At 67.7% G+C, this 26,631-nt stretch carries 30 protein-coding genes; 16 read left to right on the top strand and 14 right to left on the bottom strand.

Annotated elements, in window-relative coordinates; genetic code table 11:
- Nucleotides 1-3 precede the first annotated feature (3 nt).
- The 12 genes from IB259_RS09500 (at nucleotide 4) to IB259_RS09445 (ending at nucleotide 10,211) form a co-directional block, all read left to right on the top strand.
- Nucleotides 4-651, top strand: a complete 648-nt coding sequence (locus IB259_RS09500) for a glutathione S-transferase family protein (RefSeq protein ID WP_054452559.1) — start codon at nucleotides 4-6, stop codon at nucleotides 649-651.
- A 111-nt stretch (nucleotides 652-762) separates the two neighbouring features.
- Nucleotides 763-1,209: a carboxymuconolactone decarboxylase family protein gene (locus IB259_RS09495; protein ID WP_054452557.1), complete on the top strand. Its 447-nt coding sequence runs from the start codon at nucleotides 763-765 to the stop codon at nucleotides 1,207-1,209.
- 11 nt (nucleotides 1,210-1,220) lie between these two features.
- The gene (locus tag IB259_RS09490) at nucleotides 1,221-2,150 is read left to right on the top strand and encodes a sigma-70 family RNA polymerase sigma factor (RefSeq protein ID WP_192328636.1); all 930 of its coding nucleotides are present in this window, start codon (nucleotides 1,221-1,223) and stop codon (nucleotides 2,148-2,150) included.
- Nucleotides 2,131-2,688 (top strand): GNAT family N-acetyltransferase, encoded by a 558-nt coding sequence (locus IB259_RS09485; RefSeq protein WP_192328633.1) that lies wholly within the window; start codon nucleotides 2,131-2,133, stop codon nucleotides 2,686-2,688. The genes IB259_RS09490 and IB259_RS09485 overlap by 20 nt, the downstream gene beginning before the upstream one ends.
- Nucleotides 2,689-2,711: 23 nt before the next feature.
- A complete protein-coding gene (locus IB259_RS09480) occupies nucleotides 2,712-3,263 on the top strand; it encodes a cysteine hydrolase family protein (RefSeq protein ID WP_192328630.1) in 552 nt (183 codons plus the stop codon).
- Between the two features lie 5 nt (nucleotides 3,264-3,268).
- A complete protein-coding gene (locus IB259_RS09475; RefSeq protein WP_041655832.1) occupies nucleotides 3,269-3,493 on the top strand; it encodes a DUF3820 family protein in 225 nt (74 codons plus the stop codon).
- Nucleotides 3,494-3,661: 168 nt separating this feature from the next.
- A complete protein-coding gene (locus tag IB259_RS09470; RefSeq protein WP_054452546.1) occupies nucleotides 3,662-3,991 on the top strand; it encodes a hypothetical protein in 330 nt (109 codons plus the stop codon).
- A 100-nt stretch (nucleotides 3,992-4,091) separates the two neighbouring features.
- Nucleotides 4,092-4,970, top strand: coding sequence for an AraC family transcriptional regulator (locus IB259_RS09465; RefSeq protein ID WP_175164269.1), 879 nt, complete (start codon nucleotides 4,092-4,094; stop codon nucleotides 4,968-4,970).
- A 115-nt stretch (nucleotides 4,971-5,085) separates the two neighbouring features.
- Nucleotides 5,086-7,203, top strand: coding sequence for a TonB-dependent siderophore receptor (locus tag IB259_RS09460; RefSeq protein ID WP_370528695.1), 2,118 nt, complete (start codon nucleotides 5,086-5,088; stop codon nucleotides 7,201-7,203).
- A 56-nt stretch (nucleotides 7,204-7,259) separates the two neighbouring features.
- On the top strand, nucleotides 7,260-7,688 hold the full coding sequence (locus IB259_RS09455) for a cupin domain-containing protein (protein ID WP_192328627.1): 429 nt from the start codon (nucleotides 7,260-7,262) through the stop codon (nucleotides 7,686-7,688).
- A gap of 25 nt (nucleotides 7,689-7,713) precedes the next feature.
- Complete coding sequence (locus IB259_RS09450; protein WP_054452541.1) at nucleotides 7,714-8,892, top strand: RhtX/FptX family siderophore transporter; 1,179 nt, start codon at nucleotides 7,714-7,716, stop codon at nucleotides 8,890-8,892.
- 65 nt (nucleotides 8,893-8,957) lie between these two features.
- The gene (locus IB259_RS09445; protein ID WP_054452538.1) at nucleotides 8,958-10,211 is read left to right on the top strand and encodes an Hsp70 family protein; all 1,254 of its coding nucleotides are present in this window, start codon (nucleotides 8,958-8,960) and stop codon (nucleotides 10,209-10,211) included.
- 5 nt (nucleotides 10,212-10,216) lie between these two features.
- On the opposite strand, the gene IB259_RS09440 is transcribed toward IB259_RS09445, so the two are convergent.
- Nucleotides 10,217-11,137, bottom strand: a complete 921-nt coding sequence (locus IB259_RS09440) for a LysR substrate-binding domain-containing protein (protein ID WP_192328624.1) — start codon at nucleotides 11,135-11,137, stop codon at nucleotides 10,217-10,219.
- A 236-nt stretch (nucleotides 11,138-11,373) separates the two neighbouring features.
- Here IB259_RS09440 and IB259_RS09435 point away from each other — a divergent pair, with 236 nt between their 5' ends.
- The 3 genes from IB259_RS09435 (at nucleotide 11,374) to IB259_RS09425 (ending at nucleotide 13,434) form a co-directional block, all read left to right on the top strand.
- On the top strand, nucleotides 11,374-12,393 hold the full coding sequence (locus IB259_RS09435; protein WP_119449272.1) for an NAD(P)-dependent alcohol dehydrogenase: 1,020 nt from the start codon (nucleotides 11,374-11,376) through the stop codon (nucleotides 12,391-12,393).
- 93 nt (nucleotides 12,394-12,486) lie between these two features.
- Nucleotides 12,487-13,074 (top strand): NUDIX domain-containing protein, encoded by a 588-nt coding sequence (locus tag IB259_RS09430; protein ID WP_054452535.1) that lies wholly within the window; start codon nucleotides 12,487-12,489, stop codon nucleotides 13,072-13,074.
- Nucleotides 13,075-13,098: 24 nt separating this feature from the next.
- Nucleotides 13,099-13,434, top strand: a complete 336-nt coding sequence (locus tag IB259_RS09425) for a 2Fe-2S iron-sulfur cluster-binding protein (protein WP_192328621.1) — start codon at nucleotides 13,099-13,101, stop codon at nucleotides 13,432-13,434.
- On the opposite strand, the gene IB259_RS09420 is transcribed toward IB259_RS09425, so the two are convergent.
- The 8 genes from IB259_RS09420 to IB259_RS09385 all read right to left on the bottom strand — a co-directional run bounded on the left by IB259_RS09420 (nucleotide 13,415) and on the right by IB259_RS09385 (nucleotide 19,397).
- Nucleotides 13,415-13,900 (bottom strand): hypothetical protein, encoded by a 486-nt coding sequence (locus tag IB259_RS09420; protein WP_225590300.1) that lies wholly within the window; start codon nucleotides 13,898-13,900, stop codon nucleotides 13,415-13,417. The two genes, IB259_RS09425 and IB259_RS09420, sit on opposite strands and share 20 nt — an antisense overlap.
- Nucleotides 13,851-14,552 (bottom strand): DUF899 domain-containing protein, encoded by a 702-nt coding sequence (locus IB259_RS09415; RefSeq protein ID WP_119449273.1) that lies wholly within the window; start codon nucleotides 14,550-14,552, stop codon nucleotides 13,851-13,853. The genes IB259_RS09420 and IB259_RS09415 overlap by 50 nt, the downstream gene beginning before the upstream one ends.
- 54 nt (nucleotides 14,553-14,606) lie before the next feature.
- Nucleotides 14,607-15,071, bottom strand: coding sequence for an SRPBCC domain-containing protein (locus IB259_RS09410; protein ID WP_119449274.1), 465 nt, complete (start codon nucleotides 15,069-15,071; stop codon nucleotides 14,607-14,609).
- On the bottom strand, nucleotides 14,957-15,409 hold the full coding sequence (locus IB259_RS09405) for a helix-turn-helix transcriptional regulator (protein WP_119449275.1): 453 nt from the start codon (nucleotides 15,407-15,409) through the stop codon (nucleotides 14,957-14,959). The genes IB259_RS09410 and IB259_RS09405 overlap by 115 nt, the downstream gene beginning before the upstream one ends.
- A gap of 61 nt (nucleotides 15,410-15,470) precedes the next feature.
- On the bottom strand, nucleotides 15,471-16,775 hold the full coding sequence (locus IB259_RS09400) for an MFS transporter (protein WP_054452516.1): 1,305 nt from the start codon (nucleotides 16,773-16,775) through the stop codon (nucleotides 15,471-15,473).
- Nucleotides 16,776-16,937: 162 nt separating this feature from the next.
- A complete protein-coding gene (locus tag IB259_RS09395) occupies nucleotides 16,938-18,122 on the bottom strand; it encodes an alpha/beta fold hydrolase (RefSeq protein WP_082400856.1) in 1,185 nt (394 codons plus the stop codon).
- A 14-nt stretch (nucleotides 18,123-18,136) separates the two neighbouring features.
- Nucleotides 18,137-18,865 carry a helix-turn-helix domain-containing protein gene (locus tag IB259_RS09390; protein ID WP_013394848.1) on the bottom strand — a complete coding sequence of 243 codons (729 nt, stop codon included), beginning with the start codon at nucleotides 18,863-18,865 and terminating at the stop codon, nucleotides 18,137-18,139.
- A 97-nt stretch (nucleotides 18,866-18,962) separates the two neighbouring features.
- Nucleotides 18,963-19,397 carry a gamma-glutamylcyclotransferase gene (locus tag IB259_RS09385; RefSeq protein ID WP_192328618.1) on the bottom strand — a complete coding sequence of 145 codons (435 nt, stop codon included), beginning with the start codon at nucleotides 19,395-19,397 and terminating at the stop codon, nucleotides 18,963-18,965.
- Between the two features lie 137 nt (nucleotides 19,398-19,534).
- Between IB259_RS09385 and clpB the strand changes: the two genes are divergently transcribed.
- Nucleotides 19,535-22,141, top strand: coding sequence for an ATP-dependent chaperone ClpB (clpB, locus tag IB259_RS09380; RefSeq protein WP_054452508.1), 2,607 nt, complete (start codon nucleotides 19,535-19,537; stop codon nucleotides 22,139-22,141).
- Between the two features lie 94 nt (nucleotides 22,142-22,235).
- Here clpB and IB259_RS09375 read toward each other — a convergent pair whose 3' ends face one another.
- The 5 genes from IB259_RS09375 to IB259_RS09355 all read right to left on the bottom strand — a co-directional run bounded on the left by IB259_RS09375 (nucleotide 22,236) and on the right by IB259_RS09355 (nucleotide 26,622).
- Entirely contained in the window at nucleotides 22,236-22,664 is a 429-nt protein-coding gene (locus IB259_RS09375; protein WP_175164159.1) for a DUF1641 domain-containing protein, read from the bottom strand.
- Nucleotides 22,661-23,851: an FAD/NAD(P)-binding oxidoreductase gene (locus tag IB259_RS09370; RefSeq protein WP_119449280.1), complete on the bottom strand. Its 1,191-nt coding sequence runs from the start codon at nucleotides 23,849-23,851 to the stop codon at nucleotides 22,661-22,663. Before IB259_RS09370 ends, IB259_RS09375 begins: the two co-directional genes overlap by 4 nt.
- Nucleotides 23,852-23,933: 82 nt before the next feature.
- On the bottom strand, nucleotides 23,934-24,305 hold the full coding sequence (locus IB259_RS09365; RefSeq protein WP_192328615.1) for a Rieske 2Fe-2S domain-containing protein: 372 nt from the start codon (nucleotides 24,303-24,305) through the stop codon (nucleotides 23,934-23,936).
- Entirely contained in the window at nucleotides 24,280-25,152 is an 873-nt protein-coding gene (locus IB259_RS09360) for an intradiol ring-cleavage dioxygenase (protein ID WP_175164162.1), read from the bottom strand. The genes IB259_RS09365 and IB259_RS09360 overlap by 26 nt, the downstream gene beginning before the upstream one ends.
- A 9-nt stretch (nucleotides 25,153-25,161) precedes the next feature.
- The gene (locus IB259_RS09355) at nucleotides 25,162-26,622 is read right to left on the bottom strand and encodes an aldehyde dehydrogenase family protein (protein WP_119449282.1); all 1,461 of its coding nucleotides are present in this window, start codon (nucleotides 26,620-26,622) and stop codon (nucleotides 25,162-25,164) included.
- Nucleotides 26,623-26,631: the final 9 nt, after the last annotated feature.

Here is a 26,631-nt window from a genome sequence, read left to right as displayed (position 1 = left end):
GCCATGCTGACCATTTGGGGACGCCGCAGTTCATTCAATGTGCAGAAGGTGCTGTGGCTGGCGGGAGAGCTGGGCCTGGAGTACGAACATGTGCTGGCTGGCGGCGAGCACGGGCTGCTGGACACGGCCGAGTTCCGCGCCATGAATCCGCACGGCAAGGTGCCGCTGCTGCGCGATGGCGCGACGACGGTCTGGGAGTCCCATGCCATCCTGCGCTATCTGGCCGCGCGCGACGGCGCCGGCCGCTTCTGGGCGGACGACCCCGCGCAGCGGGCCGGCGCCGACGGCTGGATGGACTGGGCCCAGACCGCCTTGCAGCCAGCCTTTCTGACGGGCGTGTTCTGGGGCTGTTACCGCACCCCCGAGGCGCAGCGCGACACGGCGGCCATCGAGCGCTCCATCGCCGCCACGCATGCCTGCCTGCGGCAACTGGACCGCGCGCTGGCGGACCGTCCGTATCTGGGCGGCGAAACCCTGGGCCTGGCCGACATTCCGGCGGGCACCACGCTCTACCGCTACTTCGAACTGGACATCCCGCATCCGTCCATGCCCCATCTGCAGGCCTGGTACGAGCGCCTGCAGGCCCGTCCCGCCTATCGCGAACATGTGATGGTGCCGTTCGGGGAGCTGCGCGGGCGGCTGGCTTTCTAGCCGGATTTACAAATTTTCCGGCGGGCGATGTCACGTCATGGCAGGCTGTCTCGTCCTACGGGTAATGGCGCCGCATCCTGCGGCGCATGCCTACCTTGCCGGAGACCCGCCATGAGCACCGCCCGCCTGAACGCCTACACCGCCTCGCCCAAGGCCATGAAAGCCATGATCGCCCTGAACGACTTCGTCGAAAGCTGCGGCCTGGAACACAGCCTGCTCGAACTGGTGAAGATGCGCGCTTCGCAGATCAATGGTTGCGCCTACTGCCTGCACATGCATTCCACCGATGCCCGTAAACAGGGCGAAACCGAAATGCGCCTGTACCTGCTGGATGCCTGGCGCGAATCTTCGCTGTACAGCGAGCGTGAGCGCGCCGCGCTGGCGTGGACGGAGTCGTTGACCAGACTTGCCGATACTCGCGCGCCGGACGCGGACTACGCCGAAATGGCAAGGCATTTCAACGAGGAAGAGCAGGTCAACCTGACCGTCGCCATCAACATGATCAATAGCTGGAACCGCATCGCAGTCGGGTTCCGCTCGCAGCATCCCAAGCACTGAGGCCAGGCCGTATGAGCGCGTCCGCCATTCCCGATGCCGTTGCCGACTTCGAGCCCCATCGCAGGCATTTGCAGGGCCTGGCCTACCGCATGCTGGGGTCATGGGCGGAGGCCGAGGACATCGTGCAGGACGCGTGGCTGCGCTGGCGCGACGCGGACCGCGGCCGGGTCGAGACGCCGCGCGCCTTCCTGTCGCGGACGGTCACGCGGCTGTGCCTGGACCAGTTGAAATCGGCGCGCGCGCGGCGCGAGGAGTACGTGGGGCCATGGCTGCCCGAACCCTTGCCCGATGCGGGCAGCTATGAGGCGGCGGGTGCGGGGGAGATTGCGCACGATCTGTCGGTGGCGCTGATGCTGGCGCTGGAGCGCCTGTCCGCATTGGAACGGGCCGCTTTCCTGCTGCACGACGTGTTCGACATGCCGTTCGCGGAGATCGCGGCGACGCTGGGCCGGAACGAGGCAGCCTGCCGCCAGTTGGCCGCGCGGGCGCGCAGCCGCGTGCGCGACGCGCGTCCGCGGTTCGCAGTGACGGAGCAGGAAGGCGCGCGCATCGCCGATGCCTTCTGGCAGGCATCGCGCGCGGGCGATGTGGATGCCCTGCGCAGCCTGTTGGCGCATGACGCCGTGCTGCATGCGGACGGCGGCGGCAAAAAGCTGGCCGTGTTCAGGCCCATTCTGGGCAGCGACAAGATCGCGCGTTTTTTTGCCGGTCTGGCGAAAAAGCCCAGCGGCCAGTTCCTGGACGCCGTGGTGACGCAATTGAACGGCATGCCGGGGGTGCTGGCGACCGAACTGGACGGTTTGCCCCGGTCGACCACGCTGGAGGTGCGCGACGGCAGGATCGCCGCCATCTACATCGTGCGCAACCCTGATAAGCTGCGCCATGTCGCGGCGCTGCCGCCGCAGCCGACCGCGCCCCAGGATGATTCCGCACCTCACTGACTATCCGCAGGACCTGCCCGTACTGGGGCTGGAAGGCTTGCGGCTGCGCCCATTGCGGGAAGCAGACGCGGCCGATTGGCACGCATATCTGCGCGACGAGGCGGTCACGCGCCATACCAGCTGGCAGTTGGACGGACCGGATACGCTGGTGCGCCTGATCCGCGGTTATGGTCAGCCAGCGGTATCGCACAGCCTGCGCCTGGCCATCGTCACGCTGGACGGCGTCTTGGCGGGCACCATAGGCTTGAACGAGATCGCTGCGTCCGCGCGGCGCGCGGAGATCGCCTATGACGTCGCGCCGCCGTACTGGCGGCGTGGCATCGCCACGCGCGCCTGTGTGTCCGTGACCGAGTGGGCCTTGCGCGAGCTGGGCTTCGCACGCATCCAGGCTACCGTGCTGGATACCAACGTGGCGTCGGCCGGCGTGCTGGAACGCTGCGGTTTTCAGCGCGAAGGACTGATGCGCCGCTACCGCCTGGTGCGCGGCGACCCTCGCGACTTCTGGATGTACGCGCGGGTCGCTGCCGCGCAGGACTGACGCCCAACCAATTTGAGAAAACCATGACCTCCGCTTTGATCGTGATAGACGTGCAGCGCGCGCTGTTCGAGACGAATCCCGCGCCAGCCGATGCCGAGGCCGTGCTGGCCCGCATCAATGCGCTGGCCGGGCGTGCGCGCGCGGCTGGCGCGCCCGTCATCTACGTGCAGCACGAGAGCCCCGGCAGCGCCATGGATCACGGCCAGCCGGGCTGGCAGTTGGACTCGCGGCTGCAACCGGAGGACGGCGACGTCCGCGTGCGCAAGACCACGCCCGATTCCTTTTTGCGCACCGGTCTGGCCGATGCGCTGGCGCAAGCCGGCGCCACGCAACTGGTCGTGTGCGGCTACGCCAGCGAGTTCTGTGTGGACACGACCGTGCGCCGCGCGGCCGCGCTTGGATATCCCGTCACGCTGGCTGCCGACGCCCACACCACCCAGGACAAGCCGCATGCGCCGGGCGCGCAGATCCGCGCGCATCACAACGCGACCTTGTCATCGATCTCCAGTTTTGGCGTGAAGATCGCCGCCGTGCCTGCGGCGGACATCGTCTTCGCCGCCGCGGCTGCCCGGTGACCGCCATGGATCCTGAACTGCTGTCCTTGCTGGTCACGCGCACCATGCCCTTCGGCAAGTACCAGGGACGCCTGATCGCGGATTTGCCCGGGCCCTACCTGGCCTGGTTCGCGCGCAAGGGCTTTCCGCCGGGTGAATTGGGGCGTCTGCTGGCCCTGATGCACGAGCTGGACCACAACGGCTTGTCTTCCTTGCTGGCGCCGCTGCGCCAGTCCGCGCCGAAGAAGTAGGGCGCGGCCCGCGTAGGGCGGCCCGCCAGAGAAACCCCGGGAAACAACTGTGGCGGATTGTGTAGCGTCTTGGCACGCCGCGCGCCAGCGGCCGGGGATACCATAGTGCGGCATGTCCAGGGGCCCCGGAGCGCGCCCTGGACGTCAGTCCATTGAAGAGAGGTCGTCATGAAGAAACTCCACATTTCCGCCTTCCTGCTTGCCGCCTTGTGCGCGGCCGGCGCCGTACAGGCGCAGAATGCGGCGCCCGTCACGCAGGAATACCAGTACCCCAGCGTGCGCTCCAAGGACGGCAGCCTGTCGCCGCCTTCCACGTTGCGCATGACGGTCACGCCCGAAGCCGGCTCCGCGCCCGCGGTCATCCGCGATACGCCGGAAAGCCAGGCCCAGTACGTGCGCTGCCGCGAAGTGTCGGACCGCGCCGCCGTGTCGAACGCGCAGATGCAGGCCGGCGTGGCGCAGTGCCTGAAAGAGCTGGAGCAGCGTCGCCAGCAATAAGGCGCGCGCCGCCGCCCAACGGGCGGCTTTCCGTTCTGGTCAAACGGTAATAATATTCAATCTCATCAACAGCGCTGCCCGCCGCGACGGAGCCGCCATCTTGACCGCCGCCCATCCCGAACCTGATTGGACCGTATCGGCCGCCACGCCCGCTATTTCGCTGGCGGGCGGCACGCTGCGCTTTGGCCGCGACGAGCGCGTGCAGGAGCGCCTGGAGCCGGGCCTGAAGCTGGTGCTCGTGCTGGACGGGGACCTGCGCTATAGCGTGCGCGGCGCCGCGTCCACCCGCGTGAGCGGGCCCGCGCTGCACCTGAGCGTGTGCCAGGACGCCATGGGCATGGAGCACGAGTTTGGCGCCCATCAGTCCTTGCGCTTCGTGTCCCTGCGCACGGGACTGGACCATCTGCGCGATGCCTTTGCCATGGACCCGGCCCAATTGGCGGGCCTGCTGCGCGCGCCGCGGGCCGTTGGCGCATACGCCGAGGCCAATATGCGGGCGGACCGCAAGCTGGAGGCTCTGGGCCACCAGATGCTGGCCTGCCCGGTGCAGGGCGCCCTCAGGCGCATGTACCTCTCCGCCAAGGCGCTGGAACTGACCGCGCTTGCCTTGGGCGCGCTGCAGCCGGCGGAGCAGGGCGCTCCCGTGCGCGGCCTGACGCGCGCCGACGTGGAACGCCTGCATCACGCGCGCGACCTGGTTGCGGCGAACCTGCAGGACCCGCCCTCGCTGCCCGAACTGGCGCGACGCGTGGGCGTGAACGTCAACAAGCTCACCACCGGCTTTCGCAAGCTGTTCGGCCAGAGCGTCTACGCCTACGTGCGCGAGCGGCGCATGGAGCAGGCCCAGGCGCTGCTGGCCGAAGGCGCCTATACCGTGTCCGAGGCGGCCTACGCCTGCGGCTATACCGATTCGCACTTCACCAAGGCGTTCCTGCGCCGCTACGGCGTGCTGCCCAGCAGTGTCGCGCCGGGCCGCTAAGGCGTCGAAACTTCCGCAATCGCCAGCAAGACTTCCGCAATCGCCAACGCGCGGCCGCTGTCGTTCCTAGAATTACTTGAGAATTATTCTCAATAAAATTCTAAGAGGACAGGCAGTGCGAAAACAGGTGAAAACGGGGGCGCCGCGCAGGAACGCGGCGCGGGCGCGGCATTGGCCGCTGTGGCTGGCGGTGGCGACGGGGCCGGCGCTGGCGCAGGAGACCGCGTCGCTGCCGGCGGTGACGGTCAGCGGCGAGGGCGTGGCGCAGGACACGGCGACCCTCGGCAAACTGCCGCTGACGCTGCGCGAGATTCCGCAGTCGGTGACGGTGATCGGGCAGGAGCGGATGCGCGAGCAGAACCTGCAAAGCCTGGATGAGGTGATGCAGCACGCCACCGGCATCACGGTGCAGCCCTATCAGCTGCTGACCACCGCGTACTACGCGCGCGGCTTCAAAGTAGATTCGTTCGAGCAGGACGGCGTGCCCGTGCTGATGGGCAACATGGCGGCATCGCCGCAGGACATGGCGGTGTACGAACGCGTGGAGATCCTGCGCGGCGCCAACGGCCTGATGCATGGCGCGGGCAATCCCGCCGCCACGGTGAACCTGGTGCGCAAGCGGCCGCAACGCGAGTTCTCGTTCAACGGCTCCCTCAGCGCCGGCAGCTGGGATCGCTACCGTGCGGAGGCCGACCTGGGCGGCCCCTTGAACGACAGCGGCAGCGTGCGCGGCCGCATCGTCGGCGCCGTGGAAGACCGTGGTTATTTCTATGACGTCGCGGATCAGCAGTCGGCGCTGCTCTACGCAATAGGCGAGGTGGACCTGGGGCCGGACACGGTGCTGTCCGCCGGCCTGCAGACCCAACGCATCCGCTCCACCACCAACATGGCCGGCGTGCCGCGCTACAAGGACGGCGGCGATATCGGCCTGAAGCGCTCGACCTACCTGGACGTGGCCTGGGACCGCTTCAACTGGGATACGACGCGTGTGTTCGCGGACCTGGAGCATCGCTTCGGCCAAGGCTGGAGCGCCAAGATCAGCGCCAATTACCTGACCGCGGACAGCAACCTGAAGTACGCCGGCGCCTATGGCGCGATAGACCGCCAGACCGGGTTGGGTTCCTCCTTGATGGGCGCGGCCTACAAGTTCGACAACACCCAGGCCAGCGTGGACGCCTATGTCGGCGGCCCGGTGCAACTGTTCGGCCGGCGCCATGAACTGCTGCTGGGCGGCAATGCCCAACGCACCACGTCCGAGCAGTACAGCGCGGACCTGACGCCCTATCCGAACGTGCCGGTCAATGTCTTCGACTGGGATCCGCACAGCGTGCCCGAGCCTGGCGTGGGGCCGTACACCTCGCCCGGGGAGACCCGGCTCAAGCAGCAGGGCGTCTACGGCATGGGCCGCTTTTCGCTGGCCGATCCGGTGACGCTGGTGCTGGGCGGACGCATGAGCTGGTGGAACCAGAGCGCGCCCCGCGCGCGCCAGCGCATCGATCCGGAGTTCACGCCCTATGGCGGGCTGATCGTCGACCTCGACCGCCAATGGTCGCTGTATGGCAGCTATGCGCAGGTCTTCCAGCCGCAGGGCGAGCTGACGCGCGACGGCCAGCCGCTGGATCCCATTACCGGCACCAACTACGAGGCCGGCGTCAAAGGCGAACTGGCGGACGGCGCCTTGAACCTGTCGCTGGCCGTGTTCCAGATCCAGCAGAAAAACCGCGCGCAGGAGGACCCGGCATGGCCATGCGTGGGCCGCAACTGCTACTACATCTCGGGTGGGGAAGTGCGCAGCCGTGGGATCGAGGCTGAAGCCTCCGGCAGCATCACGCCCTACTGGACGGTGGCCGCGGGCTACACCTTCAACACCAGCAAGTACCTGACGGATTCGGAATCCGGCGGACAGCCGTTCGCGCGCTTCACGCCCAAGCACATCTTCCGCCTGTGGACCAACTATGCCTTGCCCGGCATGGAGCGGCGGCTGAGCGTGGGCGGCGGGCTGCAGGTGCAGTCGGGCTATTCCACGGTGTCCGGTCCCGTCACGCTGCGCCAGGGCGGCTATGCGCTGGTGGACCTGCGCATGGCCTATCGCGTGGACAAGCACGTGACCGCGGCGCTCAACGTCAACAACCTGTTCGACCGCGGCTATTACCAGAGCCTGTCGGGCACGGCCTGGAACAACCGCTACGGCGAGCCCCGCAACGTCATGCTGACCCTGCGCGCCGAATACTGATGACCCGCGGCGGACGCCCACCGCGCGCGTCCGCCGGCAACCAGAAGGAGAGATCGATGAGTGCACCCGATACCGGGCCGGTGTTCGACTGGCTGGACCACTTCGTGGCGCTGGGGCGCGACGGCGCCATGCGCGACGTGGGCCGTCTGCGCCGCCTCGCGCCGCAGGACGAATGGCTGGTCGGCATCAAGGCCGTGGCCAGCGACGCCGACGTGCATGGCGATGTGTGGGAGCGCCACCCGGCCGGCGATGAAATGCTCTGCGTGCTGGAAGGGCGCGTGGTGGTCACGCTGATGGCGGAGGACGGCGTCCAGACCGACCTGCTGCTGGATACCCGGCGCAGCGCCATCGTGCCGCGCGGCGTGTGGCACAGGCTGCACGTGGCCTGTCCCGGCAAGATCCTGTTCGTGACGCCGGGGCAGGGCAGCGAACACCGCCGCGCGGATGCGCCGCAATCCCGCAGCCCCTTGTTGAAGGAAATCTGAAGTGAACCGTATTGCAGACGCACGCATGTTCGTGATGATAGGTGCCTTGTATTTTTCCCAAGGCATACCGCTGGGCGTGGCCATGGAGGCTTTGCCCACGCTGCTGCGCCGCGACGGCGCGGACCTGCACGCGCTGGCCTGGCTGCCGCTGGTCGGCCTGCCGTGGGTGCTGAAGTTCCTGTGGGCGCCCGTGGTCGACAACCGCTGGACCCGCGCCATGGGCCGGCGGCGCAGCTGGATCCTGCCGATGCAGGCCGTGGTGCTGGCCTGCCTGCTGGCGCTGTCCTTGCTCGGCATCGATGCCGCGGGGGCGGCCTGGGTGGTCGCCTTGATGGCGCTGGCTTCGTTGGCCAGTGCGACGCAGGATATCGCCACCGACGGCCTGACGGCGGAGCGCTTCCAGGGGCAGGATCTGGCGCGCGCCAATGCCGTGCAGGTGGGCGGCACCATGGTGGGCTTCTTCTTCGGCGGACCGGGTTGCCTGGTACTGGCCGGCCATATCGGACAGACCGGCGCGTTGCTGACCCTGGCGGCCGTGGTGGCGTTCAGCCTGCTGCTGGCGGCCGCCTGGCGTGAAACCGAACTGGCCATGCCCGCGGCCAGGCGCCGCGCCACGCTGGGCGCCTTCGTGCGCCGCCCCGGCGCCTGGGCCCTGGCCGCGGCCGCCTTCCTGTCGGCCATGACGGCGGTGGCGGGCTATGGCCTGTCCAAGCTGTTCCTGGTGGATGCGGGCTGGGCGGTCGAGGCCGTGGGGCGCGTCGGCATGGCGGGAGGCGTGGTGACGGTGCTGCTGGGTTGCGGCGGTGGCGCATGGCTGATCGGCCGGCTGGGCGCGCGCGCGGTGCTGGCGCTGGGCCTGGCTGCCTCGGGCGCGGCCGCGCTGGCCTGGATGGCGCAGGCCCAGGGCTGGATGCCGTCGCAGGCGGGCAGCGCCCTGGGCGCGCAGGCGCTGGGCGCGTTCGGCGCGGGCGCCGCGTCCGTGGCCCTGATGACGCTGGCCATGCGCTTTGCCAGCCGCGGCGAGCAGGCCGGCACCGACATGACGGCGGTGCAGAGCGCGCGCGACCTGGGCGAGATCCTGACCTCGTCCCTCATGACCGGGCTGGCGGCCCAGGTCGGCTACGCGGGGGGCTTTGCCAGCGGCTTGCTGGTGGCGGCCGCGACGCTGGCGTTCACGGCCAGGGCGCTGGCGCGCACCGGCTGATATGGCGATTCTGGCGGTTGCGGCTACACTTATGCGCCGTTTTGCTTTCAGCCCCAGAATTCCCCATGATTTCCACCGCATGCGGCGTCGACTTCGGCACGTCCAATTCCACCGTGGGCTGGAGCCGCCCCGATCAGCGCGCGCTCCTCGCCCTGGAAGACGGCAAGACCACCTTGCCCTCGGCCATTTTCTTCCATGACGAAGACGCCGAAGTCAGCTATGGCCGGGCCGCCATCTCCGACTACCTGGCGGGCTACGACGGGCGCCTGATGCGCTCGATGAAGAGCCTGCTGGGCAGCTCGCTGATCGACGGCTCGACGGAAGTGCAGGGCCGTTCGATTCCGTTCCGCGTCCTGCTCACGCGCTTCATCGCCGAACTCAAGCGCCGCGCGGAAACCGCAGCGGGGCGCGGCTTCACGCGCGCCGTGCTGGGCCGGCCGGTGTTCTTCGTGGATGACAATCCGGCCGCCGACCAGACCGCCCAGGACACGCTGGGCGAGATCGCGCGCAGCGTCGGCTTCACCGATATCGAGTTCCAGTTCGAGCCGCTGGCCGCCGCATTCGATTATGAATCGCAGATCGACCGCGAAGAACTGGTGCTGGTCATCGACATCGGCGGTGGTACTTCCGATTTCTCGCTGATCCGCCTGGGGCCCGGCCGCGCCACCAAGGCCGACCGCCGCGAAGACATCCTGGCCTACGGCGGCGTGCACATCGGCGGGGTGGACTTCGACAAGCAGCTCAGCCTGGCGCACGTGATGCCCATGCTGGGCCTGGGCAGCCAGCTGCGCAGCGGCAAGGATGTGCCCTCCACGCAATATGGCAACCTGGCCTGCTGGCACACCATCAACCAGGCCTATACGCGCAAGGCCGCCGAACATTTCGCCTACATCCGCGCCGAGGCCGGCGACCGCGAGAAGATCGACCTGCTGCTGAACCTGGTCAAGCAGCGCGCCGGCCACTGGGTGGCGGTGCAGGTCGAAGAGGCCAAGATCGCACTGTCGGAGACGCCCGCCGCGCGCATCGACCTGTCGCGCATCGCGCCGGAGCTGGGCGTGGACGTGACGCGCCCCTCGTTCGACGCCTGCGTGGGCCGCCTGATCGAAAAGGTCGAGACCACGGTGGGCGCGTTGCTGCGCGACGCCGGCGTATCGACCGCGGACGTGGATACGGTGTTCTTCACCGGCGGTTCCAGCCGCGTGCCGCGTTTGCGCGAATCGGTGTCAGCCCTGGTGCCGGGCGCGCGCAGCGTCGAAGGCGACCTGTTCGGCAGCATCGGCGCCGGCCTGGCGCTGGACGCCCGCCGCAAGTTCGGCTGAGCCGCTCAGGCGGCCAGCATCGAGGGTACGCGGGCCGCCAGCGCGTCGATGGCGGCCCGCGTCTTGGACGGCAGGTAGCGCGCTTGCGGCCAGACGGCGTGCACCTCTTGCGCGGCCAGGCGATCGCCGTGCATCAGTACGTCCAGCTCGCCGGTGCGCACATAGTGCGTCAGCATCCAGCAGGGCAGCCAGGCGAGCCCCGCGCCGGCGATGGCGGCGTCCGCGATGGCTTGCAGGTCGTCCAGGCGCAGGCACGGACGCGGGCGCAGCTGCAGTACCTGGCCGTCGGGCCCATGCAGCGCCCAGGCCTTGTCCACGCCGTTGCGCGTGTAGACGATGGCGGCATGCCGCTGCATCTCATCCACGGTGATCGGGCGGCCATGTGCCTGGATGTATGCGGGAGAAGCCCCGATGCCCATGGTCTGCATGCCCAGCCGCCGCGCGGCCAGGCTGGCGCTGTCGGGCAGCTCGCCCACGCGGATGCCCAGGTCGTAGCCTTCCTCGATCAGATCGACCACCCGGTCGTTGAATGAAACCTCCACCTGCAGTTGCGGATGCTGCTGTGCCAGTTCGCGCAGCACGGGCGCGACGCAATGGCGGCCGAACACCAACGGCGCGCTGACGCGCAAGCGACCCTGGGGCTCGCGCCGGCCGCTGTCCAGCTCGGCCTCGGCGGTCTGCAGTTCGGCCAGCGCGCGCACGCAACGGTCGTAATAGGCCTGGCCATCGTCGGTCAGGCTTTGCTGGCGGGTGGTGCGGTGGAACAGCCTGGCGCCCAGCCGCGCCTCCAGCCGCGCGATGGACTTGCCCACCGCGGAGCGCGTGAGGTTCAGGCGTTGCGCCGCGAGCGCGAAGCTGCCTGCTTCCACGGCCTGAACGAAGACTTCGATGCCGCTCAGCCGGTCATAGGTGATCGCTGTAGCCATCATGGACTCCCTGCATTTATTGGTTCCTAATAGGATTCGATGAAATGAAAAACATTCGCCACTAGGGAAATTGGTTCCCATATATCTTATCGGTACTTGACCGTCACGGATAGCCGCCAATGGCGGGCGGCGGTCTTTTTTGCCGCCGGGCCGCCCCAAGGCAAAAAAGCCCCCTTGGGGGCAGCAAGCCGAAGGCGCAGCGTGGGGGCCTTTTTTGAATCGATAGGAGAAACAACATGCAGGCATACACCGTCACCAGCGGCAAGGACATCGCTTCGCTGGAGCGCGTCACGCGCCAGCCTCGCAGCCTGGGGCCGTTGGAGCTGCGCGTGCGCATCAAGGCCGTGTCGCTGAACTACCGCGACCTGATGGTGGCGCGCGGCGAGTATCTGAAGGGTTCGGGCGATCCGGTCATACCCGCCTCCGACGCCGCGGGCGAGGTGATCGAGGTGGGTGCGGGCGTGAGCCGGTTCAAGGTCGGCGACCGCGTCATGGGCGCATTCATGCCGGACTGGATCGATGGCGAGCCCACGCCTGCCACGGTGGCGCTGGCGCCGGGCGCCGCCACCGACGGCCTGCTGTCCACCGAGAGTGTGTTTGCCGAGCACGCCCTGGTCGCAACGCCGGCATCCTTGAGCGACGAGCAGGCCTCGACCCTGCCTTGCGCCGCCGTCACCGCATGGAACGCGCTGTTCGTCGCCGGACGCGCCAAGGCGGGCCAGACGGCTTTGTTCCTGGGCACGGGCGGGGTTTCCATCTGGGGCCTGCAACTGGCCAAGGCAGCCGGCATGCGCACCATCATCACCTCGTCCAGCGCGGACAAGCTGGCCCGCGCGCGCGAGCTGGGCGCGGACCTTACGATCAACTACCGTGAAACGCCGCAATGGCAGGACGAAGTGCTGCGCCTGACGGGCGGCGAGGGCGCCCACGTGGTGGTGGAAGTCGGCGGCGAAGGCACGCTCGAACGTTCCGTCGCGGCCGCGCGCATGGGCGGCACCATTGCGGTCATCGGCGGCGTCAGCGGCTTCGCGGCCGTGCCGGTCGCGCCCCTGGCGTTGATCGCGGGCGTCAAGCGGCTGGAAGGCATCTTCGTCGGCAGCCGCAAGATGCTCGAGGATGTGGCGCGTTTCGTCGACGTGGCGCGCATCGCGCCGGTCATCGACCGCGTCTACTCGTTTGCCGAAGCGCGCGAGGCGTTCGAGCACCTGGCGTCGGGCCGGCACTTCGGCAAGCTCGTCATCCGCGTCGCGGAGTAGGCGTCATCGGGGAAGGCGGGCGGCGATGGTAAGCTCGTGCTGCCCGCGCGGACTGGCCATCATCCGCGCGTCCCTTGAGGTATCCGACCCGCCATGACCCGCAAGCCCGATTCCCATCTCGAAGAAAAACTCGTCGCCAGCGAGGCGCCATACAACGGCGCCTTCCTGAAGATCCGCCGCGACACGGTCAGCCTGCCCAACGGCAACACGGCCACGCGCGAGTACGTGGTGCATCCGGGCGCGGTGGTGGTGATCCCGCTGCTGGACGATGGCCGGGTCCTGCTGGAGCGTCAGTTCCGCTATCCCATCGGACGCGTGATGACCGAGTTCCCGGCCGGCAAGCTGGATCCGGGCGAAGATCCGCTGGCCTGCGGCAAGCGCGAGCTGCTGGAGGAAACCGGCTATACCGCGGATCAGTGGGCGCATGCGGGAGCGCTGCACCTGGCCATCGCGTATTCCACCGAGATCATCCATATCTACTTCGCCCGCGGCCTGCGCGCCGGGCCTCGCCAATTGGACCAGGACGAATTCCTGGATGTGATCAGCGCGGATCCCGCCGAGCTGATCGAGGCTTGCGCCAAGGGCGAGGTCACCGACGCCAAGACGCTGACCTGCGTGCTGTGGATGCAGAACGTGCTGTCCGGCGCCTGGCAGTTGGACTGGCAGGACAACGCGGGCTGAAGCCCGTCCGGAATCTGTCCAGCCATGTCCGCATTTCCCGTTCTGGTGCAGCCCGCCGGCCTGCGCTTTGACGCGTCGGCCGATACCTCCGTGCTGCTGGCGGCGCAGGCGGCCGGCATCAAGCTGCCCAGTTCGTGCCGTAACGGCACATGCCGCGCCTGTATGTGCCTGCTGCTGGAAGGCGAGATCTCGTACCGCATCGAGTGGCCGGGGCTGTCGCGCGACGAGAAGGAAGAAGGCTGGATCCTGCCCTGCGTGGCGCAGGCCGAGTCCGCCCTGGAAATCCAGGCGCCCCTGGCCGCGCCGATCGAGGCCGCGCCCGTTGCGCCACTGCGCCCGCTTACCGGGGCGCGGCGCTAGCGCCTGCAATCAGCGCCGCGGCGGCCATGGCGACGCCCATTCCCAGCGCCATGCCGGCCGCCATTCCGCCGAATGGCGCGACGCTCGCGGCCAGCGCCGCCGCCATGCCCCATTGAGCCCCTGCCAGCATGCCCAGCCCCATCGCCAGCGCGCAGGCCAGCCGCGCTGCCATGCGCGGCGCGCCCGGCAGCGGCAATAGCGCGGCAATCAGCATGGCTGCGCTGCTGGCGGGCATCAGGGCCGCATGGCGCCAGGCTTGGTCCAGCAGCCCGCCGGACGCCCCGCACAGGCTGGCCAGCAGCGCCGCCGGCGTGCGCAGTGTGTCTGCCCACAGCCCCGCGGCCATGGCTGCGGTGCAGGCCAGCCACAGGACGGCGGCGTCGGAGGCCACGCGGACTGCATCGCCGGGCTTGCGCCTAGCCGCAGGCGTGGCAGGCGTGCGGCCGCGCGTCGTCGTAGCGGTCATGATGGCGTACCCAGTCGCCCAGGTTGAAGTGCGGGCCGTTCTCGTTGCGGCCCAGGGGCGCCAATTCCAGGTAGTTGTAGGCCCCGGCCAGCCTTTCCACGCCGCGCGAGAAGCTTGAATAGGTATGAAAGATCTCGCCGTCCGGGTCGCGGAAGAACGCGCTGGCGCCGGAGTTTTCCTCCATGCTGCCGTCGGCCTTGGGCACGGAGGCCAGCAGGTCGAAATTGAAGTCGCAGCCTTCGGACGAGTACCAGGGGAACTGCCAGCCCATGCGGCGCTTGAAGGCCTCCAGCTTGGCGTAGGGGGCTCGCGACACGGCGACCACCGTCACGTCATGCTGGCGCAGGTGCATGAGCGCGCTGTCCATGTGGTCGGCCAGGAACGAGCAGCCCACGCAGCCTTCCTCCCAGTCCGGGCCGAACATGAAGTGGTAGACGATGAGCTGGCTCCTGCCCTGGAACAGCGCGGCCAGGTCCACGGAGCCGGCCGCGCCCTGGAAGCGATAGGGCTTGTCCACTTTGACCCAGGGCAGGGCCATGCGCTCGCGGGCCAGCGCGTCCTGGGCACGAGTCAGTTCTTTTTCGCGGCGCAGCAGCGCCTCGCGCGCGATGTCCCATTGCGCTCGGGATACGACGGGGTGATCGGTCTGCATCGTGTGTCTCCTTGGAACGGGCCGGCAGGCCCGGGTAGGGCGAACGGCGGGGATTCAGGCCGGCTTCGCCAGATGGGCCGCCAGCCGTTCCAGCGCGCCCAGCCAGCCATGCTGGTGGCTGTCGCGGGTGGCCTGGTCGACGAACGGGGTTTGCAGGAAGGCAAGCTCGGTGCCGCCGCCGGCAGGGGTGAATTCCAGGGTGATCAGCGAGACTTCCGCGGGCGTATCGCGCCAGGCCCAGGTAAACACCAGGCGGCGCTGCGGTTCGACTTCGCGGTAGTGGCCGCTGGCGTGGTGCTCCAGCCCGTCCTCGGTGGCGAATCCCACCTGATAGGCGCCGCCCACGCGCACGTCGGTTTCCGCCCGCAGCACCTTGCGGGTTTCGGCGGGACCGAACCAGCGCATCAGCGCTTGCGGGTCCGTCCAGGCGCGCCAGACGCGTTCGACGGGGGCGTCGAAGCGGCGTTTGAGGCGGAGTTCGATGGGGGCTGTTTCGCCTCGGGTGCTTCGTTTTTCCATGGATGGACCTCTTCCTCGTGGTACAGGTAGCGCGCCAGCGAATCCAGCTGCCCGTTCCAGAACTTCTCGTAGCGGGCCAGCCAGTCGGATGCCGCCCGCATGGGTTCGGGCGATAGCGTGCAGTTCACGACGCGGCCGTCCTTGGCGCGGGCGATCAGGCCGGCGTCTTCCAGCACGCGCAGATGCTTCATGAAAGCGGGCAGGGACATGGCGTGCGGCCGGGCCAGCTCGCTGACCGAGGCCGCGCCTTGTTCCAGGTCGGCCAGCACCCGGCGCCGCGTGCCGTCTGCCAGGGCCGAAAAGATGCTGTCCAGTGTGTCGTCTTTAAACTTAACCATAGGGTTAAGTATTAAGCCGAAGCCGCGGGACTGTCAAGCAACAAAGTTGGCGCGAAAGGAATCAGGCGTGCTGGTGCATGGCCGACCGGTGCTTGGTGTCGCGCATGGTGGCGTACACCAGCAGCGACAGGAAGATGATGCCGGCGAGGTAGTAGTAGAACCACTCCTCGTGTCCCTGCTGTTTGAAGAACAGCGCAATGGCCGGCGCCGTGCCGCCGAAGATCGACACCGTCACGGCGTAGGGCACGGCCACGCCGGTGGCGCGGATGTTGGTGGGGAAGAGTTCCGCCTTCACCACCGCGTTGATGGAGGTGTAGCCGGCCGTGAACACCCAGGCGCCGCAGATCAGCAGGAAGGCCATGAAGGGCGAATGCGTATGCGACAGCGTCATCAGGATGGGCACCGTGAGCGCCGCGCCTGCCACGCCGAAGAACACCAGCAGCGGCTTGCGCCCGATCTTGTCGGACAGCGCGCCATACACCGGCTGCAGGATCAGCGCGAAGATCAGCGACCCGGCGATGATGTAGGTCGTGACGATGTCGGAGAAGCCCGAGGTCTGCCGCACGAAGGTCTGCATGTAGGTGGTGAAGGTATAGAACGCCGCGGTGCCGCCCGCGGTCAGGCCCACCACGATCGCGACCTCGCGCGGATATTTCAGCAGGCCGCGCAGCGAACTGGTCTGCGGCTTGGGTGCTTTCTGCGCCTCCTTGTAGGAATCCGTCTCGGGCATGTCGCGCCGCATCAGGGCCGTGATGATGGCCAGCATGGCGCCGATCACGAAGGGGATGCGCCAGCCCCATTCCACCAACTGCTCGTGGGTCAGGAACACGTTCTGCAACAGCAGCAGCACCAGGATGGCGCAGAGCTGGCCGCCGATCAGCGTGACGTACTGGAAGCTGGAATAGAAGCCGCGATGCTCGGGGTCCGCGATCTCGGTCAGGTAGGTGGCGCTGGCGCCATACTCGCCGCCCAGGCTCAGCCCCTCGATCACGCGCGCCAGGGCCAGCAGCGCGGGCGCGGCCAGGCCGATGGTGGCATAGGTGGGCGTGACCGCGATGATCAGCGAGCCCACGCACATCATCCCCACCGACACCATCAGCGACAGGCGCCGCCCATGGCGGTCGGCCAGATGGCCGAACAGCCAGCCGCCGAGCGGACGCACGATGAAGCCGGCCGCGAACAGCGTGGCCGCGTTCAGTTGCTGGACGACCGGGTCGTGGGACGGGAAAAACGCGGGGGCGAAGTACAGGGCGAAAGCGGTATAGGCGTAGAAGTCATACCACTCCACCAGATTGCCCATGGAGCCGATGAAGATCGCCTTGATGCGGCGCTTCGCGTCGGGGATGTCGAGATACGCTTGTGTCATATCCATCCTTCGGGTGCGTTTGTCGGGGGACGCCGGACACGCGATCGCGGGTGGGCCGCGAATGGAACATGCATTGCGTTATGTTGCGCCTGCGCGCGCGGAAATGCACGCGTATCAATACCGCTTCTTGTTCAGCTTTTTGTCAGGCCTGGCCGCGCCGGCTCACTTGCCGCGTGGCTTGATGACTTCGCAAGGCGCGGCGCCGTCCGCCGCCTGGGCCTCGTCGCCCAGCAGCGCCTGCGTGCCGCAGACCGAGCCGAACATGCCTTTGCTGTTGTGGCCGATACCGGCCACTTCGAAGGCGCGCCGGTGCAGCGTCACGGGTTTGGCGCCGCGGGCGGCCAGCACGTGTTCGTATTGTGCGTAGCCTGTGCCGCGGGCCAGCCGGGTCGCGCCCTGGGCTTCCGCGCCGCAGGTCTTGTCCAGCAGGCGGTCTTCGGGATTGTTGTCGGCGCCGCCCAGCAGATAGGTGACGTCGCGCGCGGCGTAGCGCACAAAGAGCTTGGATTCGTCGGTCTCGCGCGAGTACGCGGGCAGCTTGTCCGGGCCGTACTTGTACTGGTTGTAGGTGGGGCAGATGCCGCGCTCGTAGGGCGCATAGCCCTTGCCGTCGGCGCGGGGGCGCTCGTTGCTCAGGTACAGGTAGGACGAAGGATTGGCGACGACGTAGCGCAGCGCCAGCCCGTCGCGCCGCAGCGGGCCGTCGATGTTGTTCAGCACCGCGTAGCGTTGTACCAACTGCCCGCCGGCCGAGTGGCCGGCCAGCACGATGCCGGCCAGCGAGGCCAGGCGCTTGCGGTCGTCCAGGCTGCGCAGCAGGTCGTCCAGCACCTGGAACGAGCTGACGGGCGCGGGGCGTCCCGCGGCCTGCACGCTGTCTTCCCCGTCTTCCCAGCTGGCCTTGCGCCAGGCCGCCATGCCGCCGAAACCCGAATCGATGGAGCCCGAGAAGCGCGGCGCCAGGATCAGGGTGTCGCGGGCCCGCTCGGGGTTGTGCGCCAGCAGCGCGGCGACAGATTCGTAATAGCGGTCGGCGTCGCGCTTGACGCCGTGGATCACGACCACGACCTGCTTGATGTTGCGCAGGTCGTCCTTGGCCAGGTCGCGGTTGGCGTAGACCGGCATCTTGTAGCGGTGGCCGGGCTTGCCCAGTTCCACGGACTGCCAGCGCAAGGGCGCCGCGCGCTTGGGCGCGGGCGCGGTTTCGCTGTAGTCGTAAGGGTCGGGCAGGGGCGTCTGCGCGCGCGCGGCCAGCGGCGCGAGCGCCGCCAGGGCGAACAGCGCGGCCAGGCCGCGCATGCGGTCCGGCCGCGCTACAAGCAAGGGGAGGATAGGTGCGCGGCGCATGGCGCGGCGGAAATTCAGCAGCTCTCTTGGCCCAGCAACTGCTTGAGCGCGGGCAGGTCCAGGATGCGGACCTCGCGCTGGTTGATCTTGATGAGGCCGTCGCGCGCAAAGCGCGAGAACAGCCGGCTGACCGTTTCCAGGGTCAGGCCGAGGTAGTTGCCGATTTCCTCGCGGCTCATGCGCAGCACGAATTCGGTGGAGGAATAGCCCAGCGAAGCGTAGCGCTGCGACAAGTTCAGCAGGAACGCGGCCAGGCGCTGCTCGGAGCGCATGGAGCCCAGCGATGCCAGCATCTGGTGCGAGCGGTTGATTTCGCGGCTCATCAGGCGGCGGAATTGCTGCTGCAGCGAGGGCAGGTGGGCCGCGACCCGGTCGATGTCGGCCAGGCGGATGACGCAGACCTCGGAATCTTCCAGCGCCACGGCGGTCGAGACGTGCTTGCCGTCCAGCATGCCGTCCATGCCGACGATTTCGCCGGGCAGATGAAAGCCGGTGACCTGGATCTGGCCGGTCGCGTCTTCCAGCTGCGTCTTGAGGCTGCCGAAGCGCACGCTGTAGACCGCGTCCAGCGGGTGATTCAGCGAATAGAGCGGCTTGCCTTTTTCAAGGCGCACGCGTTCCCTGACCAGTTCGTCCAGCTTTTCCACTTCCGCGGCTGCCATGCCCACGGGCACGCACACATGCCCCAGCATGCATGTGGAGCAATGGGCGGCATCAGGGGCAACGGGGACCCGTTTTTGCATACGATGACCTCTATAGTGCCCATTGCGCGGACGGATGCCGGCATGGGTATAAAGCTTAAGACAAGCTGTATTGTAGTCCGTTGTTACTACGGGCGTCTTACGGGGCGTCCGATAGGGGGCGCGCAAGGCGGTAAGCGACCCAGTCGTCGGCGGCTATATCGACCGCCGCGCCGCGCAGGGCTGGGTCTATCGGGTAGTACTGGCAGCGCAGTTCCGGGGCTTGCGCGGGCGGTTCCAGGCGCGCCACGACCTCGCGCCGCACGAAGCAGCAGGGCTTGCCGGATTCGTACTCCTCGATCTCGTCCATCAGCGCCACCAGGGCGGGCTCCACCTGGAAAATGTCGCCGCGCACGCGCCGGCCGTCGTCCACCGGGATCAGGCCGGGCCAGTCGCCGAAGTCCACCAGGCGGCCCGGCACGCTGGCCGGACCGACATGGCGGGCCGCCGGCAGGCCGCGCCGGGCGGCGGCTTGAGCCAGGTCATTGATTTCGCCCGCGCGTAGGGTGCCGTAGACAAAAACGTATATGCTCATAGGTCAGGTTGTTGCTGCACGTCGAAAAAACCATGGCGCGGGCAGGGTGTTGAAATTCTCGCATCTGGCCGCATATTCAGGATATCGAGCCAGCCGGCACGTATCGGTCAGGCTCCCCAACAAGCCAAACGACCATTATGCGATTCGACAAACTGACTACCAAGTTCCAGCAAGCCCTGGCCGACGCTCAGAGTCTGGCCGCCCGCAACGACCATCCCTACATCGAGCCCATCCACGTGCTCTCCGCCTTGCTGTCGGATTCCGACAGCGGCGCGGGCAGCCTGCTGGCGCGCGCCGGCGTGGCCGTCAACCGGGTGCAGTCGGCCATCGACAGCGCCCTGAAGTCCCTGCCGCAGGTGCAGGGCGACGACAACGTCCAGGTCGGCCGCGACCTGCAGGCGGTGCTGACCCGCACCGACAAGGAAGCCGCGCGCCGTGGCGACACCTATATTGCCAGCGAACTGTTCCTGCTGGCGCTGGCGGACGACAAGGGCGACGCCGGCCGCATCCTGCGCGACGCGGGCCTGCAGAAAAAGGCCCTGGAGGCCGCGATCGACGCCGTGCGCGGCGGCGAGAACGTCTCCGGCGCGGAAGGCGAATCCAATCGCGAAGCCCTGTCCAAGTACACCATGGACCTGACCGAGCGCGCCCGCCAAGGCAAGCTCGACCCGGTGATCGGCCGCGACGACGAAATCCGCCGCACCATCCAGATCCTGCAGCGCCGCACCAAGAACAACCCCGTGCTGATCGGCGAACCCGGCGTGGGCAAGACCGCCATCGTCGAAGGCCTGGCGCAGCGCATCGTCAATGACGAAGTTCCCGAAACGCTGCGCGGCAAGCGTGTGCTGTCGCTGGATCTGGCCGCGCTGCTGGCCGGCGCGAAGTTCCGCGGCGAATTCGAAGAACGCCTGAAGGCCGTGCTGAAAGAGCTGTCGCTGGACGACGGCAGCAACATCGTCTTCATCGACGAACTCCACACCATGGTGGGCGCGGGCAAGGCCGAAGGCGCGATGGACGCGGGCAACATGCTCAAGCCCGCGCTGGCGCGCGGCGAGCTGCACTGCATCGGCGCGACCACGCTGGACGAATACCGCAAGTACATCGAGAAGGACGCGGCGCTGGAGCGTCGCTTCCAGAAGGTGCTGGTCGACGAGCCCGACGTGGAATCCACCATCGCCATCCTGCGCGGTTTGCAGGAGCGCTATGAAATCCACCACGGCGTCGAGATCACCGACCCGGCCATCGTGGCCGCGGCCGAGCTCTCGCACCGCTACATCACCGACCGCTTCCTGCCTGACAAGGCCATCGACCTGATCGACGAGGCCGGCGCGCGCATCCGCATGGAAATCGATTCCAAGCCGGAAGTGATGGACAAGCTGGACCGCCGCATCATCCAGCTCAAGATCGAGCGCGAAGCCGTCAAGAAGGAATCCGACGACGCTTCCAAGCGCCGCCTGGGCGTGATCGAGGACGAACTCGAAAAGCTGCAACGCGAGTACAACGACTTCGAGGAAATCTGGAAGGCCGAGAAAGCGGCGGTGCAGGGCACGCAGGCCATCAAGGAAGAAATCGACAGCGTGCGCGCCGAAATGGCGGAACTGCAGCGCAAGGGCCAGTTCGACAAGCTGGCCGAGCTGCAGTACGGCAAGCTGCCGGACCTGGAAGCGCGCCTGAAGGCGGCCGAAGTGGGCGCCGCGGAAGCGGCCGAGGAAGCCGAGGGCGGCGAAGGGCGTCCGCGCCTGTTGCGCACCCGTGTCGGCGCCGAGGAAATCGCCGAGGTCGTGTCGCGCGCCACCGGCATTCCGGTGTCCAAGATGATGCAGGGCGAACGTGAGAAGCTGCTGCACATGGAGGAATACCTGCATAAGCGCGTGGTGGGCCAGGACGAGGCCGTACGCCTGGTGTCCGACGCCATCCGGCGTTCGCGCGCCGGCCTGGCGGACCCGTCGCGCCCCTACGGCTCCTTCCTGTTCCTGGGCCCCACGGGCGTGGGCAAGACCGAGCTGACACGTGCGCTGGCCGAGTTCCTGTTCGATTCCGAAGAGCACATGATCCGCATCGACATGAGCGAATTCATGGAGAAGCACTCGGTGGCCCGCCTGATCGGCGCGCCGCCGGGATACGTGGGCTACGAAGAAGGCGGCTACCTGACCGAAGCCGTGCGCCGCAAGCCGTACAGCGTGGTGCTGCTGGATGAAGTCGAAAAGGCCCATCCGGACGTCTTCAACGTGTTGCTGCAGGTGCTGGACGACGGCCGCCTGACCGACGGCCAGGGCCGCACGGTGGACTTCCGCAACACGGTGATCGTGATGACGTCCAACCTGGGTTCGCACCATATCCAGAGCCTGGCCGGCAAGCCTTACGAAGTGGTCAAGGAAGTGGTGTGGGACGAGCTCAAGCAGACCCTGCGCCCCGAATTCCTGAACCGTATCGACGAAGTGGTCGTGTTCCATGGCCTGGAAGCGCAGCACATCGAGTCGATCGCCCGCATCCAGCTGCGCCGCCTGGGCGAGCGCCTGGAAAAGCAGGAGATGCGCCTCGAAGTGAGCGAACCCGCGTTGGCGGAACTGGCCCGCTCCGGCTTCGATCCGGTGTTCGGCGCGCGCCCCTTGAAGCGCGCGATCCAGCAGCAGATCGAAAACCCGGTGGCGCGCCTGATCCTGGAAGGCCGCTTCGGCCCGCGCGACGTGGTGCCGGTGGACTGGCAGGACGGGCAGTTCGTCTTTACGCGGACCTTGCAGTAAACGGGTCCGGCGCGGCGAGATCCCGGCCGCGCATGAAAACAACCCCCGGAAGCTGGACTGACGTCCAGTTTCCGGGGGTTTTTTACATGCGTCTTCAGCTTGCGTCGGCGTAGTCCTTGCGTTGCGCCGCCATCTGCCTGCCCAGCGTCTGCAGCGCCCGCAGCACCACGGCCATGCCGCGGCGGGTGTCCTCATCGCGCATCAGGCCGATGAGGCCGGTCAGGCTCGGAGGGCGCGCTTCCTGCAATGTGCGCGTGTGGGCATCGCGCAGCGTATTGGCGGCGGTCCAGGCGGCGCTGCTGGCCTGTTCCGACAGCAGCGCCAGCTTTTCCACCATGGACTGATCCAGCAGATCCACCAGATCGGACGCCAGCGACAGCAGGTCGGCGATGTTGTCCAGCCGTCCCGCTTCGGCCAGCAGGCCCAGCCTGTCGGCCAGCGCGCGTGCGCCCGGCCCGCCGCCCAGGAACGGAGCGGCCGCGTCGGCGGCCTGCGTGGCGCTTGCTTCGTGCGGCGCGTTCATAGCATTCCCCTTGCGACGGCCCAGTACAGGCCGCGGTTGAACCCGTGGCGCAGCAGGCCGCCGAGTTTGGTGGGCGGCGTGGGCAGCACGTCATGGGTGTAGTCGTACCAGAGCGGCATGCCGGCGTTCAGCCCCATCTGGGCCACCGCCTGCACCCGGCCGTCATAGGCGCTGCACGGTTGGCCCAGCCGGATCTCGCCGGCGATGTTGTTGGCGATGACCGGCGCCTGGTTATGGCAGGAGCCGCCCGCCTTGCTGACCGGCAGATCGACGGTGTCGCCGATGACGTAGACATTCTGCAGCCCGTAGACCTGCAGCGTCTCGTGGTCGGTCGGCAGCCAGCCTTCGTTGTTTTCGGCTTGCGACACGCCGGACTCCAGCACGACATCCACCGCGCGTATCGGCGGCGTGGCCATGAGGATGTCGAAGGGCTGTTCGCCGCCTTCCTCCGAGTAGGCGATGCGCCGGTCGGGATCGACCCGCGACAAGGTGAAGCCGCGTTGAAACTGTATGCCCTTCTGCTCGAAGATGGCGGGTAGCACTTCGCAGGTTGGCCGCTGCAGGAACAGGCAATTGCGAAGCAGCTGCGAGGTGGTGGGGTAGGTGTAGATGATCTCCACCTTGTCGCGCACGCCGCGCCGCCGCAGGTAGTCGTCCAGCATCAGCGTGGTTTCGATCGGCGCGATGCCGCACTGGTGCGGGACGTTGGGCGTCTTGGGGAAGGTGACGCTGATGAATACCCGCCCGCGCTCGATGCGCGACAGGCGGTCCGCCAACTGCCTGGCGGGCGCGTATTGGTAGAAGTGGTCTCCGGCCTCCTTCAGGCCTTCGATGCGTTCGGGCGAGGGTACGCAGCCGGTGGCGATGACCAGATAGTCATAGCCGTAGCGCTTGCCGCCCTGCGTGGCGACCTCTTGGCGGTCGAAGTGGAACCGCGTGACCTTGTCGACGCGGAATTCGATCTCGGGGCGAAGCAGGGAACGTTCCGGCCGTTTCAGTTCCTCTTGGAAGAAGAGGTTGAAGGCCACGTACATGAACGCCGGTTTGTAGTAGTGATCCGGCGTGTCCGACAGCAGCGTGATGGAGACTTCACCGCGGCTGATTTCGGGGTACAGCTTTCCGGCGAGCTGATTGGCGAGCATGGTGCCGCCTACGCCGCCGCCTACGACAACAATACGCTTGTTCATAAACCACCTCTTATGGAGAGATTCTGAGGGCAAGTGCAATGCGTCTGTGTGTGTAACAACTGTTGTCGGCGGCGTCAACCTTTCAATCGATTTTCAGATTCGAATCCGCCGCGAAGACGCGTCCCGCGTCCACGCGCAGCGGTTGCGGATCGAGCGCCGCGCCCTGGCAGGGGCCTTCGATGCACAACCCGTCCTCGAAGCGGAACAGGGCCGAATGATGCGCGCACATCAATACCTGGGCTTCGTAGGTCAGGACCGCGCCGTCGGCCGCGTTGAGCGTCACCGAGAAGTGGGGGCAGCGGTTGACGTAGCCCCAGACCGTCTGGCCCCGCCGCAGCAGGACCACCGGCTGCGCGCCCATCTCCGCCGTCAGCGAGCCGCCATCCGGAATGTCTTCGACCCGGCACAGCGCCGCCCCGGCGGCGTGCTCAAGCGCGGGGCAGCACGAAGTCATAACGTCCCTCGTGGAAGTCCGACCCGAAGCCGTAGCGCTTGCCCAGCGCGGAATCCGCAGCTTGCGGGCGGTATTGCAGCACCAGCGAGGGCTTCACGCCGAACACCGCGTCCGACGCGAGATACGGATCGCCGGCGTTGAACAGATGGGTTACCAGCCGCTGGTGCCCAGGCGCATCGATCATGAAGTGCAGATGCGCCGGCCGGAAGATGTGCCGGCCGGTCGCCGCCATCATGCGGCCGACGGGACCGTCGCCCGGGATCGGATAGGACACCGGCAGGATGGTGCGGATCGCGAAACTGCCGTCTTCGCCGCTGCGGTAGCGGCCGCGCAGATTGCCCTGCGGCTGGTCCAGGTCCTGGCCCGAATACATGCCGTTGGCGGCCGTCTGCCACACGTCGAGCACGGCGCCGGCCAGCGGCCGGCCTTCGGTGTCGCGCACATGACCATGCACCAGCGCGGGCTCGCCTGGCGTCTGCGCCATGTCCTCGCCCGCCGCGCGCTCGGGCATGCCGGCCATGTAGAAGGGGCCGAACACCGTGCTCTCGGTGGCCTGGCCCGGCTTGCGGTGGTTGATGGCGTCCACCAGCATCGATACGCCCAGCGTGTCGGACAGCAGGATGAATTCCTGCCGCACCGCGCCGTCACAGATCTGGCCGGTCTCGGTCAGGAACCGGATCGCGGCCATCCATTCGGCCTCGGTGGGCTCGACGTCGGCAACGAAGGCGTGCAGATGCCGCACCAGGGACTGCATCAGCTGACGCAGCCTGGGATCCGGCGTCTGGGCAAAGGCGGCGGCGACCGTGTCGGTCAGGGCGGTTTCGGCGTTCGGCATGGCAGGGTTCATGGCGGCTCCTCAGCGCTTGAAATGCGGCGGCACGGCGGCGTCCACATTGACCCACACGGACCTTGCCTCAGTGTAGTCATGCATGGCCTCGAAGCCCATTTCGCGTCCGTAGCCGGACTGGCCCACGCCGCCGAACGGACTGCCGGGATTGACCCGCTTGTAGCAGTTGATCCAGCACATGCCGGCGTGGATGGCGCCTGCCATTTTGTGGGCGCGGGCCAGGTCGCGCGTCCACAGGCCGCTGCCCAGGCCGTAATCGGTGGCGTTGGCGATGGCCAGCGCTTCCTCGTCGCTGCCAAAGCGCAGCACGGTGACGAAAGGGCCGAAGACTTCTTCCTGCGCGACGCGGTCCTGGGGCCGGGCTTCGACGATGGTGGGCGCGACGTAGTAGCCGCGGGCCAGTTCGCCGCCGGGCGCCTGGCCGCCGGCCAGCAGGCGCGCGCCCTGTTCGGCGGCAATGCCCACGTAGGACAGGACCTTGTCGCGATGCTGCGCCGAGGTCAGCGGACCCATTTCGGTATCGGGCGAACGCGGGTCGCCCAGGCGGATGGAATTCGCCAGCGCCGTGAAGCGCTCCAGAAAGGCATCGGCGATCTTGTCGTGCAGCATCAGGCGCGAACCTGCGATGCAGGCCTGGCCCTGGTTGTGGAAGATGGCCCAGGCCGCGCCGTTGATGGCAGCGTCGAGGTTGGCGTCGTCGAACACGATATTGGCGCCCTTGCCGCCGAGTTCCAGCTGTACCCGCTTGAGGTTGCCCTGGGACGCCTGCACGATGCGGCGGCCGGTGGCAGTCGACCCCGTGAAGGCGATCTTGCCCACGCCGGGATGCTCGGCCAGGCGTTGGCCTGCGGTGTGGCCGTAGCCGGGGACCATGTTGACCACGCCTTCGGGAAAGCCCGCCTGGGCCATCAGTTCGGCGATACGCAGGGTCGACAGGGGGGTGAGTTCGGAAGGCTTTAGCACCACCGTGTTGCCGGCCGCCAGCGCCGGCCCCAGCTTCCAGCTGGTGAACATCAGCGGGAAGTTCCACGGCACGATCTGGCCGACCACGCCGATGGGCGCGCGCTGCACGTAGTTGAGGAAGCCCGCTTCCACCGGAATGACGCTGCCTTGCAGTTTGTCGGCCATGCCGCCGAAGTAACGGAAGCAGCCGGCGGTGCGCGGCACGTCCAGGCCGCGCGTGTCGCGTATCGGATGGCCGGTGTCCAGCGTTTCCAGCTGCGCCAGTTCTTCCGCGTTGGCTTCGATCAGGTCGGCCAGCTTGAGCAGCAGGCGCCCGCGTTCGGCCGCCGCCATGCGCGACCAGGCGGGAAAGGCGCGTTGCGCGGCCGCGACCGCGCGGTCCACGTCTTCGGCTTCGGCCGCGGCGATGGCAGTGATGAGGGTTCCGTCGTGCGGGTTGAGCACGTCTATCGTGCCGCCGGCGGCTGCGTCCACGAAACGGCCGTCGATAAAGAGTTTGTTCTGCATGGCTCTGGA

It is taken from the genome of Achromobacter sp. ACM04 (assembly GCF_014851465.1).
Classification (GTDB): Bacteria; Pseudomonadota; Gammaproteobacteria; order Burkholderiales; family Burkholderiaceae_B; genus Achromobacter; species Achromobacter aegrifaciens.
Note: the sequence above shows the minus strand (reverse complement) of the source record. Positions and strands in the feature narration are given on the sequence as shown.

Excerpts from the sequence above, each read along its gene's own strand:
- IB259_RS09490 (WP_192328636.1), top strand. The coding sequence starts at position 1,221 with ATGAGCGCGTCCGCCATTCCCGATGCCGTTGCCGACTTCGAGCCCCAT.
- IB259_RS09470 (WP_054452546.1), top strand. The coding sequence starts at position 3,662 with ATGAAGAAACTCCACATTTCCGCCTTCCTGCTTGCCGCCTTGTGCGCG.
- IB259_RS09480 (WP_192328630.1), top strand. The coding sequence starts at position 2,712 with ATGACCTCCGCTTTGATCGTGATAGACGTGCAGCGCGCGCTGTTCGAG.
- IB259_RS09430 (WP_054452535.1), top strand. The coding sequence starts at position 12,487 with ATGACCCGCAAGCCCGATTCCCATCTCGAAGAAAAACTCGTCGCCAGC.
- clpB (WP_054452508.1), top strand. The coding sequence starts at position 19,535 with ATGCGATTCGACAAACTGACTACCAAGTTCCAGCAAGCCCTGGCCGAC.
- IB259_RS09425 (WP_192328621.1), top strand. The coding sequence starts at position 13,099 with ATGTCCGCATTTCCCGTTCTGGTGCAGCCCGCCGGCCTGCGCTTTGAC.
- IB259_RS09400 (WP_054452516.1), bottom strand. The coding sequence starts at position 16,775 with ATGACACAAGCGTATCTCGACATCCCCGACGCGAAGCGCCGCATCAAG.
- IB259_RS09370 (WP_119449280.1), bottom strand. The coding sequence starts at position 23,851 with ATGAACAAGCGTATTGTTGTCGTAGGCGGCGGCGTAGGCGGCACCATG.
- IB259_RS09475 (WP_041655832.1), top strand. The coding sequence starts at position 3,269 with ATGGATCCTGAACTGCTGTCCTTGCTGGTCACGCGCACCATGCCCTTC.
- IB259_RS09390 (WP_013394848.1), bottom strand. The coding sequence starts at position 18,865 with ATGCAAAAACGGGTCCCCGTTGCCCCTGATGCCGCCCATTGCTCCACA.
- IB259_RS09455 (WP_192328627.1), top strand. The coding sequence starts at position 7,260 with ATGAGTGCACCCGATACCGGGCCGGTGTTCGACTGGCTGGACCACTTC.
- IB259_RS09450 (WP_054452541.1), top strand. The coding sequence starts at position 7,714 with ATGTTCGTGATGATAGGTGCCTTGTATTTTTCCCAAGGCATACCGCTG.
- IB259_RS09355 (WP_119449282.1), bottom strand. The coding sequence starts at position 26,622 with ATGCAGAACAAACTCTTTATCGACGGCCGTTTCGTGGACGCAGCCGCC.
- IB259_RS09445 (WP_054452538.1), top strand. The coding sequence starts at position 8,958 with ATGATTTCCACCGCATGCGGCGTCGACTTCGGCACGTCCAATTCCACC.
- IB259_RS09410 (WP_119449274.1), bottom strand. The coding sequence starts at position 15,071 with ATGGAAAAACGAAGCACCCGAGGCGAAACAGCCCCCATCGAACTCCGC.
- IB259_RS09495 (WP_054452557.1), top strand. The coding sequence starts at position 763 with ATGAGCACCGCCCGCCTGAACGCCTACACCGCCTCGCCCAAGGCCATG.
- IB259_RS09360 (WP_175164162.1), bottom strand. The coding sequence starts at position 25,152 with ATGAACCCTGCCATGCCGAACGCCGAAACCGCCCTGACCGACACGGTC.
- IB259_RS09435 (WP_119449272.1), top strand. The coding sequence starts at position 11,374 with ATGCAGGCATACACCGTCACCAGCGGCAAGGACATCGCTTCGCTGGAG.
- IB259_RS09385 (WP_192328618.1), bottom strand. The coding sequence starts at position 19,397 with ATGAGCATATACGTTTTTGTCTACGGCACCCTACGCGCGGGCGAAATC.
- IB259_RS09395 (WP_082400856.1), bottom strand. The coding sequence starts at position 18,122 with ATGCGCCGCGCACCTATCCTCCCCTTGCTTGTAGCGCGGCCGGACCGC.
- IB259_RS09485 (WP_192328633.1), top strand. The coding sequence starts at position 2,131 with ATGATTCCGCACCTCACTGACTATCCGCAGGACCTGCCCGTACTGGGG.
- IB259_RS09500 (WP_054452559.1), top strand. The coding sequence starts at position 4 with ATGCTGACCATTTGGGGACGCCGCAGTTCATTCAATGTGCAGAAGGTG.
- IB259_RS09405 (WP_119449275.1), bottom strand. The coding sequence starts at position 15,409 with ATGGTTAAGTTTAAAGACGACACACTGGACAGCATCTTTTCGGCCCTG.
- IB259_RS09415 (WP_119449273.1), bottom strand. The coding sequence starts at position 14,552 with ATGCAGACCGATCACCCCGTCGTATCCCGAGCGCAATGGGACATCGCG.
- IB259_RS09440 (WP_192328624.1), bottom strand. The coding sequence starts at position 11,137 with ATGGCTACAGCGATCACCTATGACCGGCTGAGCGGCATCGAAGTCTTC.
- IB259_RS09420 (WP_225590300.1), bottom strand. The coding sequence starts at position 13,900 with ATGACCGCTACGACGACGCGCGGCCGCACGCCTGCCACGCCTGCGGCT.
- IB259_RS09375 (WP_175164159.1), bottom strand. The coding sequence starts at position 22,664 with ATGAACGCGCCGCACGAAGCAAGCGCCACGCAGGCCGCCGACGCGGCC.
- IB259_RS09365 (WP_192328615.1), bottom strand. The coding sequence starts at position 24,305 with ATGACTTCGTGCTGCCCCGCGCTTGAGCACGCCGCCGGGGCGGCGCTG.